The following is an 18818-nucleotide window of genomic DNA, read 5'->3' as shown; positions in this document are numbered from 1 at the left end:
TCACTCCCATCGAAACAACGCCGTGGCCAGGGCCGTGCCCGCGACGATCATCCCCGACAGGATCAGCATCGGGAAGAACGCGGCGGTCCCGGCCCACGCACTGGTCAGCGCGTCCACACCCGGGGTCAAAGGCAGGAAGTCGCCGATCTGGCGCAGCGAGTCGGGCAGCGCCTTGCGGGGGACGGCCGCACCAGCCAGAAAGATCATCGGGAACATGGCCAGCATGCCGATCAGTCCGGCGCCCCTGGTGTTGCGCATGATCGCGGCGATCACGAAGCCGAGCGCGCAGACCATCACTGAACACAGCACGAACGCGACGGCCAGCGCCGGCACATTCGCCGGCGCTTTTGCGCCGAAGACCACGATCGCGGCGGCCACGAGAAGCGTCGAGCCGGCCAAGGCGGCGGTGACCTGCGCCACGAGCTGGGCGCCCAGCAGCAGCAGGGGGGAGACCGGCGTGGTCGCCAGCCGCTTGAGCACCTTGCGCTCGCGGTAGGCGGTCACGATGCCGGGCAGCGCTCCCATGCCACCGATGGCCGCGATCATCGCGATGTAGCCGGGGACCGAGGCGCTCTCGCCGCGCTTGAGCACCAGCAGCATGAGAGGGAAGGCCATCATGAAGAACAGTGAGGCGGGGTCGCGCGACAGCAGCCTCAGCTCGGTGGCCGTCAAGGCCGTGAACGCCTTCATCGGGTGGCTCCTTCCAGGGCGAAGTACGCCCCTTCCAGGGAAGCGGTACCGGTTCGGGTGATGATCTCGTCCGGCGTGCCCATGGCCTTGACCCGGCCGCGGGCGAAGACGGCCACCTTGTCACACAAGGCCTCGGTCTCGTCGAAGTAGTGGCTGACCAGCACCACGGTGGTGCCGGAGCGCTTGAGGTCGCCGACCAGCCGCCAGGTCTCCCGGCGAGCCACCGGGTCCAAACCCGTGGTCAGCTCGTCCAGCACGACCACCTCGGGGTTCCCGACCAGGGCCAGGGCGAGCATGAGCCGCTGCTTCTGCCCGCCGGACAGGTCGCCGTAGGCCCTGCGGGCCAGCGGGACCAGGCTCCAGCGCTCCATCACCTGCCGCCAGTCGGCCGGACGGTGATAGAAGGAGGCGAACAGCCGAAGCGCCTCGGTCACCTTGATCCGATCCGGCAGCGCGCTCTCCTGCAGTTGCGCCCCGACCCGCTGGGCCAGGGCCCGCCGCTCGCGGGCCGGGTCTTGACCCAGCACCCGGACCGTGCCCCCGTCGGGCCGCTTCAGCCCGAGCAGGCACTCCACTGTCGTGGTCTTGCCGGCGCCGTTGTGGCCGACGATGCCGAAGGTCTGCCCAGCGTGGACAGTGAACGTCGCACCCTCCACGGCGTTGGTGTCCCCGTAGCTCTTGCGCAGGTCTGTCACCTCGATGGCTTCCATGCCTCAAGGCTCCCGTCGCGGCGGCCCACGCGACATCACCCGTCGCGTCGCCCACCATCCTCCATCCGGGTGATGCCGGACGGGGCGGATCCGGAACGGGCAGGCGAGTCAGTCGTCGAGCTCGAAACCGTTCGCCTCGGCGAGCGCCACGAGCCGCCGCACGCGGTCGCCGTCCGTCGCGATGGTCGCCATCAGGATGCCGAGTTCCTCCAGCGCGCGGCGGTCCTTTCCGTACGCGCAGAACATGCCGCCTTCGGGGTCGTACGAGAATCGGCCCTCCAGGGCGGGAGCCTCGGTGCCGACGAGCACCTGCGCGACGCCCTCCCAGAAGTATCCGTTCGGCTCATGGCCGAGATCTTCGATCACGTCGTCGACCCGCGTGGTTCCGCCGGCGTGCCTCATCGAGCGGCTCCCTCGGCCACGGCGAGCAGCTCGTCCACCGCCTTCCGGCCGGGCAGTGAGGGGCTGGCGCCGGGCAGCGTGGTCGCCAGGGCTCCTGCGGCCATTCCCCGGCGGACGGCAGTGGCGGTGTCGAGGCCCGCCGCGAGGGCCGCGCCCAGGAAGCCGGTGAAGGCGTCGCCCGCGGCGGTGGTGTCCACGGGAGTGACCGGGTAGGCGGGGAAGTGCCGGGTGCGTTCCCGGGTGACCGACACGGCGCCCGCTGATCCGAGTGTGATGAGCGCGTGCCGCACGCCGCGTTCGAGGAACCAGGCGGCGGCCCGCTCGGCCGATTCGACGTCGACGACTTCCACGCCGGTCAGTGCCCCGGCCTCGCTCTCGTTGGGGGTGACGATGGCGACGTGCGGCCAGACGCGGTCGGGCAGCGGCTGCGCGGGCGCGGGATCGAGCACCACGGTCAGGCCGGCCCGCGCACCCGTCTCGGCCGCGTGACAGGCGACCTCCGCGGGGATTTCGAGCTGGAGGAGAAGCACGCTCGCCTTGCCGCGCACGGCCCGGATGCTCTCGTCCACCATCTCGGCGTTGAGGTCCGCGTTGGCGAGAGGGGTCATGACGATGTCGTTCTCACCCGACGCGTCCACCCTGATGTGCGCGACGCCCGTACGGTTGCCGACGGAGCGGACCTCCGACAACGCCACGCCGTGGGAGCGCAGCGCCGACGAGACGATCCCGCCGAACGGGTCCGTGCCGACGCAGCCGACCAGCCAGGTGGGCGCTCCCGCACGGGCGGCGGCGACCGCCTGGTTCGCGCCTTTCCCGCCGAGGACGACGGCGACGTCGTCGCCGAGGACGGTCTCTCCCCGGCGCGGGAGGCGGCGAGTGAAGGCGGTGACATCCGCGGAGATGCTCCCGACGACGACGACACCGTGCGGTTCCATGACGTTTCTCCTGTTTTAGAGCTCTCAATGCTGAGTCGCAGCGTTCGGGCGCCGGCCCTCAGGAGGCCCGGCCGAGCGCCTCGATCGCGCCGATCATGAGATCCCAGAACCGGTCGCGGTCCAGCCCGATCCCGACGTTCGCGTTGGGCTCCCAGTCCATCCGCCGGTGGAGGTCGGCCACGGTCGCTCCCCGGGTGTGCGGGCCGTCCAGCTCGACCCGCAGGCCCACCCGCTCGTACGTCATGACCGTGGGGTCGATCAGGTACGCCACCGTGATCGGGTCGTGCAGCGGCGGCGCCGGGAATCCCCACGTCTCGTGGTAGGTGGACCCGAAGAACGTGAGCAGTTCCACGCAGACGCGGGCGAGCGGGGTGCCGAGCGCCTCGATCCTGGCGAGCACGTCGGCGGTCACCAGCGCCTGGTGGCTGACGTTGAGCCCGACCCACGTCGTCGGCACGCCGCTGCCGAGCACCTCCGCCGCCGCCTCCGGATCGGCGTACACGTTGAACTCCGCGTACGGCGTGTGGTTGCCGCGATCCGTGGAGCCACCCATGATCACGACTTCCCTGATCCGCTCGCGGTCCTCGGGGTGACGGCGGAGCAGCGTGGCGATGTTCGTCAGCGGGCCGATGGCCACCACGGTCACCGGCTCCGCGGCGGCCGCCAGCGTGTCGTGGATGAGGTCCACGCCGTGGCGGGGGTCGAGCGGGACGCTCGGCTCCCCGAACGCCGGGCCGTCCAGCCCGCTCTCCCCGTGCACGTAGTCGCCGATCTCCAGTGGCGCCGCGAGGGGGCGGTCGCAGCCGGCGGCGACCGGAACGCCGGTGACGCCGGCCAGGCTCAGCATCCGCCGGGCGTTGAGCGCGGTCTTCTCCACCGTCTGGTTCCCCGCGACCGTGGCGACCGCGCGCAGGTCGATCGCCGGGTGGGCCACAGCGAGCAGGATGGCCATGGCGTCGTCGTGCCCGGGGTCGCAGTCGAGGATCACCGGGATCGGCATGTCAGATCTCCTTCGCGAGCCAGCGGACCGCCCGCGTGAACAAAGTGCGGTAGCCGTCCCAGGAGACGAACTCGTCCGGGCACCAGTGCGGCGCGATGTCGGAGGCCCAGGCGAGCGTGCGCCCGGCCCCGGCCTGCCGTACGGCGAGCAAGGGGTCGCCGCCGACGGTCGCGAGCAGCGTCGCGTCCCCGGGCAGCGCGAACCGGTTGTAACCGAGCAGGTCGGGCCACTGGGCGGGGAGTCCGGCCACGATGGGATGGGCCTCGTCGGCGAGCAGGCCGGGCACGCCCTGCGGGGTCTCGACGCGGTCGTCGTAGCGGGAGATCCGGGCGGGGAGCACCCGTTCGACCGCCGTGCCGGCGAAGGCCGCCTTGGCCTCGAAGCCCTGGAAGCTCAGGTAGCCGCCGGCCATGGCGAGGCCGCCGCCCTGCTCCACCCAGTCGGCCAGCAGGTCGATCCGGTTGACGGTCTTCTCGCTGGACAGCCAGGTGGCCGGGTGCAGCAGGATGCTGTTGGCCCCGATGTCGGAGAGCACGACCACGTCGTAGGCGGCCAGCGCCTCGGGCGTGCCGGGGAACAACGCGGGCACGTCGTGCGCGGGCAGGTGGTCGACCTCGATGCCGTCGGCGACCAGGACGTCCCGCAGCGGATCGATTCCGGTGTGGTAGGTGGTCGAGGTGAACGCGTCGAAGCCCTTGTAGTGGGTCGACACGCTCACCCACGATTCACCGGCGACCAGCACGCGGGTCATGAAATCGTCTCCTTCTCTCTCTGTGTGTGATCAGTGGCCGCGCGCGGCGGCGAGGAAGAGCTCACGCGGGTTGCCCGCGAGCAGCCGGGTGGTGTCGTCGGCGGTCAGCCCGTGCCGGTGCAGGCGCGGGACGAAATGGGTGAGGATGTGGGCGTAGCCGGTGCCGCCATAGCGGACGAGCATGGTCTTCAGGAACACGTCCTGGGAGAGCAGGACCCGGTGCCCGAGCCCGGCGCGGACCAGCCAGGCCACCGCGGCGGCGTTCTCCTCGTCGCACGGGGACTGGCCCTCGCCCGGATAGAGGTAGTCCATGCCGCACATGTCGTAGCCGAGGTAGGCGCCGCGCAGGGCGAGGGACACCTGGTAGTCACGGTCCGCCCCGCTGGGGTTGAGGTGCGAGAGCACGGTGCCGGCGAGCAGGCCGCCCTCCTCGGCGATGACGTCGAGCACGCGGTGGCCGTGCCGTACCCAGCCGGGGAGGTGGACCGAGAGCGGCACGCCGGTTCGGGCCTGCGCCCGGGCAGCGCCGCGCAGCACCTTCTCCTCCTCGGCGGTGAAGTCCGGTGAGACGCCGATCTCGCCGATCACACCGGCGCGGACGCCGTCCATGCGCCCGCCGACGCCCCCGCCGACGCCTTCGGTCAGGTCGCGCTCGATCTCCTCGGCGACGTCCGCCGCGGTCATCTGGCGGACCCGGGCCGGATGGGTCTTCTCCAGGTAGAAACCGCAGCCCATGACGATGTTCAGCCCGGTGGCGCGGGCGATCGCGACCAGCTCGGCGGGCGCCCGCCCGATCCCCTCGGGGGTCACCTCGAGCAGCGTGCGCCCACCGCGCCCGGCGAACCTGCGCACCTCCTCGATCGCGGTCCCGGTGTCGTCCAGCGACACGTTGTCGCGGGAGAGGTACGGGTCGTGGCGAAGCCTGCCGAGGAACTCCGCCCGCACGGGCTCGCCGGCGATCAGCTCGCCCTCGGCGTCGCCCTCGGGCGCGGGGTGCCAGGCGCGAGCGCCGTCGTTGCGCAGGTGCTCGTGGCAGAGCGTGATCCCGAGGTCGTCGGGGGACACCGGGCCGAGCACGGTCGTCACGGCCGGAGTCCGGGCTGAGGACGTCATTTTCGGATCGCTCCGAACTTCGCCCACACCTTGCTGTTGGCGAAGATGGCCAGGAGCAGGATGCCGCCCTGGACGATCTGCACGTAGAACGGCGAGACGTGCAGCAGCACCAGGCCGTTGGCGATCACGCCGAGCGTGAGCGCGCCGAGGATCGTGCCGAGCATGCTCGCCCGGCCGCCGAAGAGGCTGGTGCCGCCGAGCACGACGGCCGTGATGACCTCCAGCTCGAAGCCGGACCCGGCGTTGGACGAGCCGGAGCTGAGGCGGGTGGCGATGAGCACGCCCGCGACCGCCGCCGCCACGCCGGTCAGCACGTAGACCGTCAGCCCGACCTTCCGCGTGTTCACGCCGGTGCGGCGCAGCGACTCGCCGTTGGAGCCGAGGCCGATGACGTAGCGGCCGAACGGCGTGCGGGTGAGGACGAGCCAGCCGACGAGCGCGACGACCACGGCGAGGATGGCCGGGACGGGTACCCCGGCGATGCGGCCCTGGCCGATCTGGACGATCCAGAGGTCTCCGTTGATGGGGGTCGAGTATCCCTCGGTGGCGCGCAGCGCCGTACCCCGCATGATGGACAACATCGCGAGTGTGACGATGAATGGCGGGATGTTCTGGTAGGAGGAGAACCACCCGTTCACGAACCCGATCAGCGCGCCGAGCGCGAGGATCGCGATCAGGGCGACGGTGGGGCTCCACCCGTGCTGCAGCACGATCGCGAGCAGCGACCCGGACAGCGCGACCGTGGAGCCGACCGACAGGTCGATGCCGGAGGTGCTGATCACGAACGTCATCGCGGTCGCGACGATCAGCGTGGGGGCGATCTGCCGCAACAGGTTGAGCAGGTTGCCCGTCGTGGCGAACTGGTCGGCGGAGAACGCGAAGAAGATCAGTAGGGCCACCAGCACGACCGCGATCGCGATCGTCTGCGCGTGCCGGCCGATGTGGGCGTTGGCCCGGGCTGACCTGGTGGTGACGACCCGCTGGCTGGTTCCGGTCCCGGTGGCGGTCACCGTCGGCTCCCCTCCTTCTCTCCCTCGTCGTGGGCGACGATCTCGGACACGAGCCGTTCGAGGCTGGTGCTCCGGGCGTCCAGGTCGGCCCTGAGCGTGCCCTCGTACATGACGCACAGCCGGTCACAGACCCGGAAGAGGTCCTGCAGGCGGTGCGTGATGAGGATCACCGAGACGCCCTGGGCCGAGACGGTCTTGATCAGCTCGAGGACGGTCTCGACCTCGGCGACGGCGAGCGCCGCCGTCGGCTCGTCGAGGATGAGCAACTTGGGCCCGAAGGTCACCGCCCGGGCGATGGCGACCGCCTGCCGCTGGCCGCCGGACAGCCCGCCGACGGGGATGTCGGTCAGCGGGATCCGGATGTTCAGAGCGTCCAGGTGGCGCCGGGCGTCCGCGTGCATCTTGCGTACGTCGAGCATCATCCCGCCGGCCTTGCGCGGCTCCCTGCCGAGGAACAGGTTCCCGGCCACGTCGATGTCGTCGCAGAGCGCCAGGTCCTGGTAGACCATCTCGATGCCCAGCTCGCGGGCGTCTTTCGGGTTGGCGAAGGCGACCGGCCGGCCGTCGAAGACGATCTCGCCGGAGTCCGGCACGACGGCGCCGGCCAGCACCTTCATGAGGGTGGACTTGCCGGCAGCGTTGTCGCCGACGAGCCCCACCACCTCTCCAGGGCCGACGCGCAGCGTCACGCCGCGCAGCGCGTCGACCATTCCGTAGCGCTTGCGGATGTCGCGCATGACCACTCGATCAACGCGACCCGGCTCTTGGTCCGTCATGTGAGTTCCCTCGCCGCTTACTTGAAGGTGGCGCGGTACGGGTCGACGTTGTCCTTGGTCACGATCGTCACGGGCACGTCGATCTTCTTCTTCGCCTGGGCACCGCCGACCAGGGCCTTGGCCTCCTTGACGGCCTCGTAGCCCTCGGTCTTCGGGTCCTGCTGGACCACCCCGGCGACGAACCCGTCGTCGATGCCGCTGATGGCCTCCTTGGTCAGGTCCCAGCCGAAGACCTTGACCCGGTCGGCCGCGTTCTGCGACTTCACCGCGGCGACCGTGCCGAGCAGGGCCGGCTCGCCCGTGGCGTACACGATGTTCATGTCGGAGCGGGAGGTGAGCAGGTTCTCCGCGGCCGTCATCGCGGCCTCCTGCTTGTTCTGCCCGTCGACGGTCTGAACGATCTTGGCGCCGGCGGCCTCGACGGTCTTGTTGAAGTCGTCCTTGCGGATGTTCTGGATGAAGGAGTTCAGCGCGCCCACCACGCCGATCTTCGGTGCGGTCAGGCCCTGCGCCTGTGCCCACTTGTTGACGAAGTCGCCCGCCTGCTGGGCCGCCGCGGCGTTGTCCACGCCCACCTGGGTGTCCACTTCGGGCGCGTCGACGATCGCGTCCACGGCGACGACCTTCAGCCCGGCGTCCTTGGCGATCTTCACGGCGGGCTTGATGCCCTCGACGTCGATGGCGACCACGATGACCGCGTCGAACTGCTGCTGAACGAAGTTGTCGATGGCCTCGTTCTGCTTGGCCGCGTCGTCGTTGGCGTTGAAGATCGTGAGATCGACGTTCGCCTCCTTCGCCGCCTGCTGGGCGCCGGCGTTCATCTCGTTGAAGAAGATCGCCTGCTGGTTGATCTGGACGAGCCCGACCCGCGGCCGGTCCCCGCCGGAGCTTCCGGAAGAGCCGGAGTCGTCTGAACCGCCACAGGCCGCCGCCAGCAGTCCGGTGGCCAGGAGCGTCGTCGCCGCTGTCAGGCGGATGAGCCTCGGGGATCGCGCCATGAGAGATGAGCCTTTCGGGGGGGCGGGAAGAGTGAGATCGATCGGGTAATCGATTACCCGGTTTTCGGGCATGCTAGTGGGCCTAAAAAAGGCACGTCAAGGGTGCGTTTTCCTCACATAACCTCTATCGTTGCGTGTGATCCTGGCGGGGACACGCTCGGCAAGGTCGATCGTTGGCAAAGATCAAGGGAAATCGATTACACGATGGGCGTGACGATTCACGACGTGGCACGAGCGGCCGGCGTCTCCGTGGCCTCGGCCTCCCGCGCCCTCTCGGGGCGGCGCAGGGTCACGCCCGAGGTCGCCGAGCGGGTGGCCCGCGCTGTCGCCGAACTCGGTTACCAGCCGAACGCGGTCGCCAAGGCGCTGCGCGACCAGACCACCGGCACCATCGGCATGGTCGTCCCCGGCATCGGCAACCCGTTCTTCACCACGATCGTCGAGGCCGTGGAGCGCGAGCTGCAGAACTCCGGCACCGACCTGCTGCTGTGCGCGTCCCAGTACAGCCCGCAGGTCGAGGCCCGGAGGCTGGAGACCCTGCTGGCCCGGCGAGTGGACGGTCTGATCATCAGCCCCTGCGACATCGAGGCCAGCGTCCCCGCGGTGCTGGACGCGGCCCGCCGGGTGCCGCTGGTGCAGGTCGACCGCTACATCGAGGGCGGCGGGGCCGACTGGGTGGGCGTGGACGACGAGGCCGGGGTCACCCTCGCGGCCGAGCACGTGATCGCGGGCGGGGCCCGCTCGGTGTCCTTCGTGGGCAGCAGGCTGGTGAGCTCCTCCGCCCGCTTGCGGCTCAGCGGGTTCGAACGTACCGCGGCGCGGGCCGGCGTGGAGGTCCTGCCGCCGCTGCTGGGTGAGTTCACCCTCGAATGGGGCGTCGAAGCCGGGCGAAAGCTGCTCGACGCCGGCCGGCTGCCGGACGCGGTCGTCTGCGCGAACGACGAGATCGCCGTGGGCCTGGTGCGGTCGCTGCGGCTCGGCGGGGTGCGCGTCCCCGAGGACGTGGCCGTGGTGGGGTTCGACGACGTGGGACACGCGACGATGTGCGACCCGCCGCTCAGCACCGTGCGTCAACCGGTCGAGGAGATGGCGGCGGAGGCCGTACGTCTGCTCGGCCAGGTCAAGGCGGACGACCCCAGGCCCGCGCAGCGCATCGCCATCGCTCCCAGGCTCGTCGTACGGCAGACCAGCCGACCGGTGACGGCCGGCGTCGCGGAGTAAGTGACGAGCGGAGTAAGTGACGAAAGGAGGCCGCGTGAACGAGGCGGTTGAGCTGGCGCGCGAGCTGATCAGGATCGACTCGGTGGGCGGGGGCGAGGCCGCGGTGGCAGGCCCGCTCGCGAGACGGCTGTCGGAGGCCGGTTTCGCGGTGCGCACGCACGAGTACGCGCCCGGCCGCACCGGCCTGGTCGCCCGCTGGGGGACGGGCGAGCCGGTGACGCTGACCGGGCACCTGGACACGGTGCCGCTGGGCGGGCAGGCGTGGCGGCACGAGCCGCACGCCGCGGAGATCGACGGCGATCGCCTGTACGGGCGCGGTTCGAGCGACATGAAGGCCGGCGTCGCCGCGCTGGTGACAGCCGCCGAGCGGCACGTGCGCCGCACCGGGCCGAAGGTCGCCCTGGAGCTGGTCCTCACCGTGGGCGAGGAGACCGGCTGCGAGGGTGCGATCGGCATGGTGGCCGAGGGGCTGGTGAGCAGGTCGCGTGCCCTGCTCGTGGCCGAGCCGACAGCCAACCGGGTGCTGCTCGGGCACAAGGGCGCGCTCTGGCTGGAGGCGACCACACGGGGCACGACGGCGCACGGCTCGATGCCGCACCTGGGTGACAACGCGATCTACAAACTCGCCCGCCTGATCGGCGTCATCGAGAAGTTCGACCCCGGGGTGCCGGAACACCCCTGGCTCGGCCCGTCCACGGTGAACGTGGGAACCGTGCGCGGCGGGATCAACGTGAACTCCGTGCCCGACCTGGCCGCCGTGACCATCGACCTGCGCACCGTCGCCGATCAGGACCACGGGCGACTCCGCGAGCGGTTGCAGGCCGCGCTCGGCGGCGAGGCGACCCTCGGCGTGCTCGTGGACCTGCCCGCGATCTGGACGGACCCGGACGATCCCCTCGTCCGGGCCCTGGTCGAAGCGGGAGCGGGCGCGCCCGGCGACCGCCCGGCCGCCAGCTACTTCACCGACGCCTCGATCCTCGCCCCCGCCTGTGGCGGGGCGCCCACGGTCGTGTGCGGCCCGGGTGAGCCCGAGCAGGCGCACGTCACCGACGAGTACTGCACGGTCCACCGCATCGAGGAAGCCGTCGAGATCTACACCGCCGCCCTTGCGCGGTTCGCCTGATCGTGTGACAGCTGGCCGCCGAGTTCGCCTCGTTCCTGCGTCATCACCCGCGCGGCGCTGGCGGCGGGCTACGCCAGCTGGCCGCCGGCGCGCGGCACATCTGGTCCGCCGCCAAGAACGCCGCCAAGAACGCCGTGGCGGGGCGCTGGGTGGCGCGCTAACCAGCGCCGGGGCTGCTCCGGCTGGAGGGTTCGTCCGTCTTGGCCGGTGCCGCCTGGTAACGCAGGTGCAGGCGCTATGCGCTCAGCCGATCCTCGACCGGGAGTGGCCCGCTGCCGCCGAGTACCTCGCCGACCTGCTGGTCTGCTCGGTCGTACAGGCAGGCCGCGCTGGCCGGGGCACCTGCGGGGCCCGGAACCGTAAGCCTCTCGCAGGCGTTGGCGGGGGCATGCGCAGCACGACGGCACATGTGCTAGAGTGGCTTCAGTTGCAGTTGTGGTACCCATAAAGACTTGTGTGCACCTGACGGTATGTAGCCTCAGGTGCATTTTTTGTTCTCCGGTCATCTCCGGGTGTGTGGTCCTATCGCGGCGACGCGGAATTCGTTCGATGCGGATTCCGGCTTTGCACCCATCAAAGGAGATCAACATGGCTTCTGGCACCGTGAAGTGGTTCAACGCGGAAAAGGGCTTCGGCTTCATCGAGCAGGACGGCGGCGGCGCCGACGTATTTGCGCACTACTCCAACATCGTCGCCAACGGCGGCTACCGTGAGCTGCGCGAGGGCCAGAAGGTGGCCTTCGACGTCACGCAGGGCCAGAAGGGCCCGCAGGCCGAGAACATCGTTCCCGCCTGACACTGCGCACCACGTAGCCGGGGCCCGCGCCGCAGGGCGCGGTCCCCGGCGCGTTGCTTTTGTGGCATCCATCGTGCCGTGATGACCTCACAACCCGAGAAGCACAGCGTGTCTGTTCTTCCGCCGCACACCGGATGCACCACCGATGGCTCCGGTGCGGGCATAGGCCCGCTCCAGTTCTACGGCGCGGCATCACAGCCGCGTTCTTCCCGGCGAAAGCCGACCATTCCGACGTACGAGCCCAGGCTGTTTCCGCCGGTTCGACTCGTCTTTCTTCGGCTCGTGCTAGCTGTTCTGGTGCCGCTCATCGCGCCGAGGATCGCCTGACACGTGCCGCATCGAGGAAGGTTCTGCATGAACCACGCAACTCGCGCGCACGATCGCAACTCTTCGCCCCGTACGGGCGGCTCCGCCCGAAGCAGGGGCGGCCGATTCAGCTCTCCGGCTCAGGGCCGTTCAGGCGCCTCCAGCCGGTCCGGCAACGGGCGGCGTCCCGCCGCGCTCCAGAGAGAGTTCGCGCTGCCGGTCACCGTAACCCCGGCCCTGCCGGCAGCCGCGACATTCGCTGAGCTGAGCATGCCGCCCGCACTGCTGAAGGTGCTCACCGGCCTGGGCTTGAACGAACCGTTCCCGATCCAGGCGGCCACGCTGCCGAACTCCCTGGCCGGCCGGGACGTCCTGGGGCGGGGGCGCACCGGGTCGGGCAAGACACTCGCCTTCGGCCTGGCCCTGCTCGTCCGCACCTCCGGGCAGCGGGCGCAACCGCGGCGACCGCTTGCCCTGATCCTCGTCCCCACCAGGGAACTGGCCCAGCAGGTCACCGATGCGCTCACGCCGTACGCCCAAGCACTGAAGCTGCGGCTGGCCACGGTCGTCGGCGGCATGTCGATCAGCCGCCAGGCCCATGCGCTGCGCAACAGTGCCGAGGTCGTCATCGCGACCCCGGGGCGGCTCAGGGATCTCATCGAGCGCGGCGACTGCCGCCTGGACCAGGTCGGCATCACCGTGCTGGATGAGGCCGACCAGATGGCCGACATGGGCTTCATGCCGCAGATCACCCACCTGCTCGACCAGGTGCGCCCAGATGGCCAGCGGATGCTGTTCTCCGCCACCTTGGACCGCAACGTCGATCTGCTGGTCCGCCGCTATCTGAGCGACCCGGTGGTCCATTCGGTCGACCCTTCGGCGGGCGCGGTCACCACGATGGAGCACCACGTGCTGCACATCCAGGGTGCCGACAAGCAGGCCACCACCGTGGAGATCGCTGCTCGCGACGGTCGGGTGATCATGTTCCTGGACACCAAGCATGCTGTGGACCGGCTCACCGAACAGCTGCTGAACAGCGGAGTGCGCGCCGCCGCGCTGCACGGAGGCAAGTCCCAGCCCCAGCGCACCCGCACCCTCGCCCAGTTCAAGAGCGGCCACGTCACGACGCTGGTGGCGACCAACGTCGCGGCCCGCGGCATCCACGTCGACAACCTGGACCTCGTCGTCAACGTGGACCCGCCGAGCGACCACAAGGACTACCTGCACCGCGGCGGCCGCACCGCCCGCGCCGGCGAGTCCGGCAGCGTCGTCACCCTGGTGCTGCCCAATCAGCGCCGTGACATGACCCGATTGATGGCCGACGCCGGTATCGTCCCGCAGACCAGCGAGGTCCGTTCGGGCGAGGCCGAGCTGAGGCGTATCACGGGCGCCCAGGCTCCCTCAGGCATCCCCGTGACCATCACCGCACCGGTTGTCAGTCGTCGGTCGGGACGGAACGGCAGACGATTCCGATAGCAGCGGACGGGGGCGCGCCCAAGGCCAGGTAGTTTAGCGCCACACCCGTTACGGCAGACCGATCAGCGCGGCCACCCTGGAAAGGATTCGCGCGACCCTGCGGGCCGCCTTGAACGAAGCCGTCCGGGAAGACGTGATTCATGACAACCCGGCTCGGGGGCTACGGCTACCGTCGCCACGTCACGTCCACCCTATGGTGTGGACCCCACGGCGGGTGGCCGCGTGGAGGCGCACCGGCGAGCGCCCCCGCTGTGGCGGTGTGGACGATCGAGCAACTGACCGAGTTCCTCGCCTTCGTCCGTGGTGACCGGCTGTTCGCGCTGTGGTGACTGATCGCTCTGCGCGGTCTGCGGCGCGCCGAGGTAGCCGGCCTGCGCTGGATCGACCTTGACACCGACCGGCGCGAACTCACCATTGCCTGCCAGCTTGTCCACACCGACCACGGCCTGTTGCCGTGTCCGCCGAAGAGCGCCTCCAGCCAGCGTGGGATCGCTCTGGACCTCGACACTCTCCGGCTTCTGTACCGCCACGAACTCTTCCAGCGCGATGAACTGCGCATCGATTGGTTGCCGTCAACCCCGATGTTCACCCGCGAGAACGGCGGGGCAATTGATCCCAACTACCTCACCCACCGCTTCCACAAGCTGGTCATGGCTATATCACGAGAGCGCCCGGGCGACTGCCTGGCTGGTCCTCAAAGCGGCTCACAAGACCGCGCGCAAGGCGAACAACGCCCGCCGTGGTACGTGACTCACAGCCTCGGCTATTCAGCCGGTATTTCGTTCTGAAGATCCATAACTAAAGAAGGTGCCTCCGACCTGCGATGATCTGACTGCTGAGATCATGAACATCGCACAGAACGGACGCACCTTCCGGGTGAACGCTACGGCATGGGACCGCCGCTTGTCTGTACGAGGGGACGGCAAGGGGCTCGTCGGACACGCGGGAGCCGTGCTCCTGCGCAAATGCGCTGATCAGACGGGGTTAACCGGAGCGCTGGGCGGTGTGTTCGCCCGGCTGGGCGGATCTCCGGTGTGGGACCGGGGCGTGGTGCTGGTCCAACTCGCGGTGGCGATCGCGCTGGGAGCGACCAGCATGCGGCAGATCGCCCTGCTGGCCCATCAGGAGCAGCTCTTCGGCGCGCCGCCCTCGGACTCCACCGTGCGGCGAGCGCTGGAGCCCGTCGGACAGTCGGACCAGCTGCAGGCCTGGATCGCTCGGGCTCGGGCGCGGGTGCGGCGGCACGTGTGGCAGCTGGTTGCCGCGACCGAGACGGGATTCCCCTGGCTGCAGGTGGCAGGCAAGGTCCTGACCGGCTGGATCGTGATCGACCTGGACGCCACGCTGATCACCGCGCATTCGGGCAAGCAGGGCGCTTCGGCGACGTTCAAGAAGGGCTATGGTTTTCACCCGCTGGCGGCCTGGTGCGCCAACACGCACGAATCGCTGGCGATGTTGCTGCGCACCGGATCGGCCGGCTCCAACACCGCCCTCGACCACGTGCGGGTGCTCACCGAAGCCATCAGGCAGATCCCCGACAGCTTCCGGGCCAAGATCTGGATCCGGATCGACGGCGCGGGCGCCACCCATGAGCTGGTCGAACACATGAAGGGCTTGAACACCACCCGGCGCACCGTCCGCTTCACCGTCGGCTGGAAGATCACCGGCGCCGACGAGACCGCGATCGCCAAATTGCCCGAGACCGCCTGGCAGGCCGCCATACGGCAAGACGGCAAGGTCCACGCGCACGCACAGGTGGCCGAACTCACCGGCCTGGACGAACGCGCCAGGCTGTGGGGCGTGCGGTTGCTGGTCCGCCGCGTGCGCCCCTCGGCCCGCGACGCGGCGCAGCTCACCAACCTGGAGAAGAAGACCGGCTTCAAGTACGCGATCATCGCCACCAACCTCGGGCCAAGCGGCCTGCGCGGCATCCCCGGCAGCCATCAGCTCGCCTTCATCGACGCCGTCCACCGCGACCACGCCGAAGTCGAGGACCGGGTGCGCACCAACAAGGCCATGGGGCTGCGCAACCTGCCGTCCAAGACCTGGAACGTCAACGTCGGCTGGATGCTCGTGGCCAATCTCGCCGCCGATCTTGACGCCTGGACCCGTCTGCTCGGCCTGCACGACGACCCGGAACTGGCCCGCGCCGAACCTCAGACTCTCCGCTACTGCCTGTGGCACCTGCCCGCCCGGCTGGTCTGTCATGCCCGTCGGCGGATCCTGAAGATCAGCGCCACCTGGCCGTGGAAGAACGCCTTCCTGATCTGCTGGCAGCGCCTATGCGTCCTGCCAGCACCCCTCTGACCAGCTCGAATGTGCCCCACCGAGAAGAGAAAGGAGTGACCAGCAGCCGCGCGGGCCCGTGGAAACCGCCGCCCACCGAGCGCCTCGGGCGGCCACCCACACCGCGGCGCATGAAGGAAACAGACGATCAGGTGGAAACCTCCGCCTGTCCGCACAGCTCAACCGGGACGGCCGTCCCCTGAGTCATCGAGGACAGGTGTCCCACCGTGACTCACGATCAGACGACTCGACTACAGAATCGTGGGAAACTGCAGGTCGGAGTGGTAGGGCACCCGGGGCTCGAACCCGGAACCTACGGATTAAGCCGCAGTTTTCAATGTCGCCCACTATCGAATCGTGTCCTTTTGCGTCGCGATGTCATGCATTGTCCGCGCTCAATATGTCCGGGAATGCCGCCCGGTGTCATGCCGTATCAGGTGCCGACTAGCATCCGACGAGCAACCGTGCAACGGTTGGCATCCCTTGACCATGTGCACTTCTCGGCTGGCTGGGCAGCTGTGGCTGGATGAATTTCGCTGGTGCGGACCGCTGGTCAATAGGCATGGAATCGCCGGTTACTCGGCTGTGAGGCCTGCGTCGTTGAGCCGCTTGATGAGGCTGGGCTTGCCCTGGTGTCGTTCCCGGAGGTGGGTGAGGCGCTGGGTGAAGGCGCCGGCGTGCTCGTCGCGGAGGGCCAGGGCGTGCAGGTCGCCAAGGAGTTCGACGGCCAGGTCGTATTCGCGGGGCTTCTTGGTGCCGATGGAGGTCTCCACCACGTCCCACGCGGCGTCGAGATCCTGGGCGAGCCGGTTCAGGCGCAGTTCCCTGGCGTGTCGCCGCTCCTGTTCCCGGCGGGCCTGTTCTTCGGCGCGCTGGGCGGCTTCCTGCTGCTCGCGGGCGTGGCGGCGGGCGGCGGCGGTGTCCAGCAGTTCGGCGACCGTCCGCCCCGTCTCCGTCTTCTGGCTGGTGGTTTCGCCGCCGAACTCGCGCAGCAGTTCCCAGCGAACGCTCGCGGCGTCCTCCTCGATGACCCTTAGCAGCAGCGCGTCCTTGCGTTTGGCGGACAGAGCGCCGATCCAGGTGGCCAGGGCCTTCCGGTCGTGCTGTACGTGCTGCGCCGGCGGGCTGGCCTCGGCGGCTGCCGCGAGCAGATCGTCGTCCAGACGCAGGAAGTCGGCCAGGGCCCGTTGCGGCGCGCTGAGCGAACCCAGCCCTGGCGGGACGGGCGGCTCCAGCGCGTCCTCTTCCTCGTAGTCGAAGGCGTCCTCGTCGCGTTCCCAGGTTCCGTACGCCGACAGCCAGGCCAGATAGAGCGGCCGCAGGTCACCGGCGGCCAGCTCGGCGCGGATGCCGACGATCGCCGACAGCGAGCGTTCGACGTCGTCTTCCCAGTACTCCTCCTCGGCCTCGCTGGTGAAGTCGAGGACGAGGTGTCCGCCGCTGGTCCAGGCGTTGACCTGCTCGCCCACGCAGTAGCGTCCGGCCTGCTTGGGGTCGAGCACGGCCTTGGGCAGGCGCAGCATGATCCGGTGGGTGCCCCAGTTGGCCAGGTACAGGTGGGCGTCGTAGTAACGCTCCATCAGGCGGGCCGGGTCGCCGCGGAAGTCGCCCCAGTGGTATTCGTTGGTGAAGCTGGTGGCGGTGACGTGGGCCCGGGTGGACAGGGCGCGCACCTCGGCCTGCTGCTGGTTGCTGAGCGGCCGGTCGATGGCCAGGAACTCGTAGTACTGGTATTCGCTCATGCTCTCACCCGGCCCAGCGGCGGAACGCATGGATCCATTCGGCTCCGATCGGGGGCGGATCGGGGAGCGGCAGATCGAGGATGCCGATCGCCTGCTCGTCATCGCCGTAGGCGTCCACGATCGCCTGCTCGATCAGCTCATCCAGATGATCGTCAGCGGGGCGGGGAGTCACAGAAGCACACGATACTCCCGAGAGAAACTTTGGCGATCACGCTCGGGCAGAGGGCATGCCGTCAGGGCTGTGCGGGGGTTATGTCGGTGTGCGGAAAGTCCTCACCTTTGAAGAGCAGGGGCTGGTCGAGGTCCTTGGCGAGAGCGTAGGCGAAGCAGTCGCCCATGTTGAGTTTGGCCTTGGAGTTGTTGCCCTTGCCGTAGGTCTGGTACGCCCGGCGCGCGATCCTGGCCTGATGGGGTGTTACCGGCTCGATGATGAGGCCCATCTCATCAACGAGCGTGTCGAAGGCGTTGCGCATGGCCTCACCACGGTTGTCCGCCACGATGGCCGCTTCGACGTAGTTGACGGCCGAAATGCGACACACGTTTGCGGCGATGGTGTGAGCGAATGGGATGGCCTCTGGCTCACCGTTGATGACGGCAATGATGGCGCTGGAGTCGATGATCACGCGGGAAGGCCGGTGTCCGGGTCGTACAGATCTTCAACGGACAGTCGGTCTCGACCGAGGTGGGTCCGCATGCCGGCGGCAACGCTCAAAATGCGTTCGGCCCTGCCGGCGGCTTCGGAGCGGCGTTCCAGCGCATCCAGGCGGCGTTCGAGCACTTGAGCGGCATGCTGGGTTTCCTCGGCCAGCCGGATGACCCGGCGGGCGAGGTCATGAATGGGCTCGTGTTCGAGGTCCACGCTCACCGTCGCTCGACTCCCTCCGTCGCGGTGCCGGAGTTGCACCTCCAGCGTAACCGGTGGCCGAGCCTTACTCGCGTCGTTGGGCAGCATCCGCCCGCGTCACAAGGTTCTCGTCGAGTCGGGGTTTCCGCGGAGATGGTGCCGGCGGCGGCATACCAGGCTTCCCAGATCTCGGGGCGGAGCCTGCCGCGGTTCGGCGACTGGGAATCCTTGTTCACGAGCCCGCGCGCGCACCTGCAATGCGGTCGGCTGCTGGTCGCTTGACCATCGCGGTGCGGCACCACCGTCTGGTGATCGGATGAGCCTGGCTCATACCTGCCGTCCACGGCTGGGATCTGAGGGTGGCGCTGCTGGCGGCCCAGATCTTCTCCACGTATGGGTCGCTCGGCTCCCCGATGCTTCGTCGTTCCCACCACCCGGCCGATGCCGATCCCGGAACGAGACATACGCAGACGCGGTCAGCGGCGTCGCAGCGACGGGTCGAGCGGCACTTCACCGCAGCACACGATGCTCCCTACGAAAACCGGGCGTTGACCGCTAAGGGCCCCCGAAGAATAACTTGCTGGTTCGCAACCGCATGACCTGGAGATACATTGCCGAAACCGACGATTTATTGATCGAC

At 69.3% G+C, this 18818-nt stretch carries 20 protein-coding genes; 5 read left to right on the top strand and 15 right to left on the bottom strand.

The genetic code is table 11. The annotated features are described in order from the left end of the window. From Nocox_RS39920 to Nocox_RS39875, 10 genes are all read right to left on the bottom strand, one after another. Entirely contained in the window at positions 1–690 is a 690-nt protein-coding gene (locus tag Nocox_RS39920; RefSeq protein WP_020545581.1) for an ABC transporter permease, read from the bottom strand. Next, positions 687–1400 (bottom strand): ABC transporter ATP-binding protein, encoded by a 714-nt coding sequence (locus Nocox_RS39915; protein WP_020545582.1) that lies wholly within the window; start codon positions 1398–1400, stop codon positions 687–689. The genes Nocox_RS39920 and Nocox_RS39915 overlap by 4 nt, the downstream gene beginning before the upstream one ends. Before the next feature lie 108 nt (positions 1401–1508). Continuing rightward, positions 1509–1802 carry an Imm51 family immunity protein gene (locus tag Nocox_RS39910; RefSeq protein ID WP_020545583.1) on the bottom strand — a complete coding sequence of 98 codons (294 nt, stop codon included), beginning with the start codon at positions 1800–1802 and terminating at the stop codon, positions 1509–1511. Next, positions 1799–2737, bottom strand: coding sequence for a ribokinase (locus Nocox_RS39905; protein ID WP_020545584.1), 939 nt, complete (start codon positions 2735–2737; stop codon positions 1799–1801). The genes Nocox_RS39910 and Nocox_RS39905 overlap by 4 nt, the downstream gene beginning before the upstream one ends. 58 nt (positions 2738–2795) lie before the next feature. Beyond that, entirely contained in the window at positions 2796–3737 is a 942-nt protein-coding gene (locus Nocox_RS39900) for a nucleoside hydrolase (protein ID WP_020545585.1), read from the bottom strand. Position 3738: 1 nt separating this feature from the next. Continuing rightward, positions 3739–4488, bottom strand: coding sequence for a glutamine amidotransferase (locus tag Nocox_RS39895; RefSeq protein WP_020545586.1), 750 nt, complete (start codon positions 4486–4488; stop codon positions 3739–3741). A 30-nt stretch (positions 4489–4518) separates the two neighbouring features. Then, positions 4519–5574, bottom strand: a complete 1056-nt coding sequence (locus tag Nocox_RS39890; RefSeq protein WP_020545587.1) for a phosphotriesterase family protein — start codon at positions 5572–5574, stop codon at positions 4519–4521. 23 nt (positions 5575–5597) lie between these two features. Continuing rightward, entirely contained in the window at positions 5598–6611 is a 1014-nt protein-coding gene (locus tag Nocox_RS39885; RefSeq protein WP_020545588.1) for an ABC transporter permease, read from the bottom strand. Beyond that, entirely contained in the window at positions 6608–7348 is a 741-nt protein-coding gene (locus Nocox_RS39880; RefSeq protein ID WP_169577070.1) for an ATP-binding cassette domain-containing protein, read from the bottom strand. The genes Nocox_RS39885 and Nocox_RS39880 overlap by 4 nt, the downstream gene beginning before the upstream one ends. A gap of 56 nt (positions 7349–7404) precedes the next feature. Next, positions 7405–8385: a substrate-binding domain-containing protein gene (locus Nocox_RS39875; RefSeq protein WP_020545590.1), complete on the bottom strand. Its 981-nt coding sequence runs from the start codon at positions 8383–8385 to the stop codon at positions 7405–7407. A gap of 204 nt (positions 8386–8589) precedes the next feature. On the opposite strand from Nocox_RS39875, the gene Nocox_RS39870 reads away from it, so the two are divergent. The 4 genes from Nocox_RS39870 (at position 8590) to Nocox_RS39855 (ending at position 13306) form a co-directional block, all read left to right on the top strand. Further along, positions 8590–9606, top strand: a complete 1017-nt coding sequence (locus Nocox_RS39870) for a LacI family DNA-binding transcriptional regulator (RefSeq protein ID WP_020545591.1) — start codon at positions 8590–8592, stop codon at positions 9604–9606. A gap of 34 nt (positions 9607–9640) precedes the next feature. Beyond that, positions 9641–10729, top strand: coding sequence for a M20 family metallopeptidase (locus tag Nocox_RS39865; RefSeq protein WP_020545592.1), 1089 nt, complete (start codon positions 9641–9643; stop codon positions 10727–10729). Positions 10730–11317: 588 nt separating this feature from the next. After that, on the top strand, positions 11318–11524 hold the full coding sequence (locus Nocox_RS39860) for a cold-shock protein (protein WP_020545593.1): 207 nt from the start codon (positions 11318–11320) through the stop codon (positions 11522–11524). A gap of 354 nt (positions 11525–11878) precedes the next feature. Beyond that, positions 11879–13306: a DEAD/DEAH box helicase gene (locus Nocox_RS39855; RefSeq protein WP_033410423.1), complete on the top strand. Its 1428-nt coding sequence runs from the start codon at positions 11879–11881 to the stop codon at positions 13304–13306. Between the two features lie 191 nt (positions 13307–13497). On the opposite strand, the gene Nocox_RS39850 is transcribed toward Nocox_RS39855, so the two are convergent. Next, complete coding sequence (locus Nocox_RS39850) at positions 13498–13836, bottom strand: hypothetical protein (RefSeq protein ID WP_157383302.1); 339 nt, start codon at positions 13834–13836, stop codon at positions 13498–13500. Between the two features lie 313 nt (positions 13837–14149). Between Nocox_RS39850 and Nocox_RS39845 the strand changes: the two genes are divergently transcribed. After that, positions 14150–15613, top strand: a complete 1464-nt coding sequence (locus Nocox_RS39845) for an IS1380 family transposase (protein WP_084685951.1) — start codon at positions 14150–14152, stop codon at positions 15611–15613. Between the two features lie 554 nt (positions 15614–16167). On the opposite strand, the gene Nocox_RS39840 is transcribed toward Nocox_RS39845, so the two are convergent. The 4 genes from Nocox_RS39840 to Nocox_RS39825 form a co-directional block, all read right to left on the bottom strand. Next, on the bottom strand, positions 16168–17334 hold the full coding sequence (locus Nocox_RS39840; RefSeq protein WP_020547377.1) for a hypothetical protein: 1167 nt from the start codon (positions 17332–17334) through the stop codon (positions 16168–16170). 4 nt (positions 17335–17338) lie between these two features. After that, positions 17339–17506, bottom strand: coding sequence for a hypothetical protein (locus tag Nocox_RS39835; RefSeq protein ID WP_020547378.1), 168 nt, complete (start codon positions 17504–17506; stop codon positions 17339–17341). A gap of 61 nt (positions 17507–17567) precedes the next feature. Next, entirely contained in the window at positions 17568–17957 is a 390-nt protein-coding gene (locus Nocox_RS39830; protein WP_020547379.1) for a type II toxin-antitoxin system VapC family toxin, read from the bottom strand. Continuing rightward, positions 17954–18199 carry a hypothetical protein gene (locus Nocox_RS39825; protein ID WP_020547380.1) on the bottom strand — a complete coding sequence of 82 codons (246 nt, stop codon included), beginning with the start codon at positions 18197–18199 and terminating at the stop codon, positions 17954–17956. The genes Nocox_RS39830 and Nocox_RS39825 overlap by 4 nt, the downstream gene beginning before the upstream one ends. Positions 18200–18818 lie beyond the last annotated feature (619 nt).

The organism is Nonomuraea coxensis DSM 45129, from assembly GCF_019397265.1.
GTDB classification, from domain to species: Bacteria; Actinomycetota; Actinomycetes; order Streptosporangiales; family Streptosporangiaceae; genus Nonomuraea; species Nonomuraea coxensis.
This window is presented reverse-complemented; position numbering and strand designations above follow the sequence as displayed.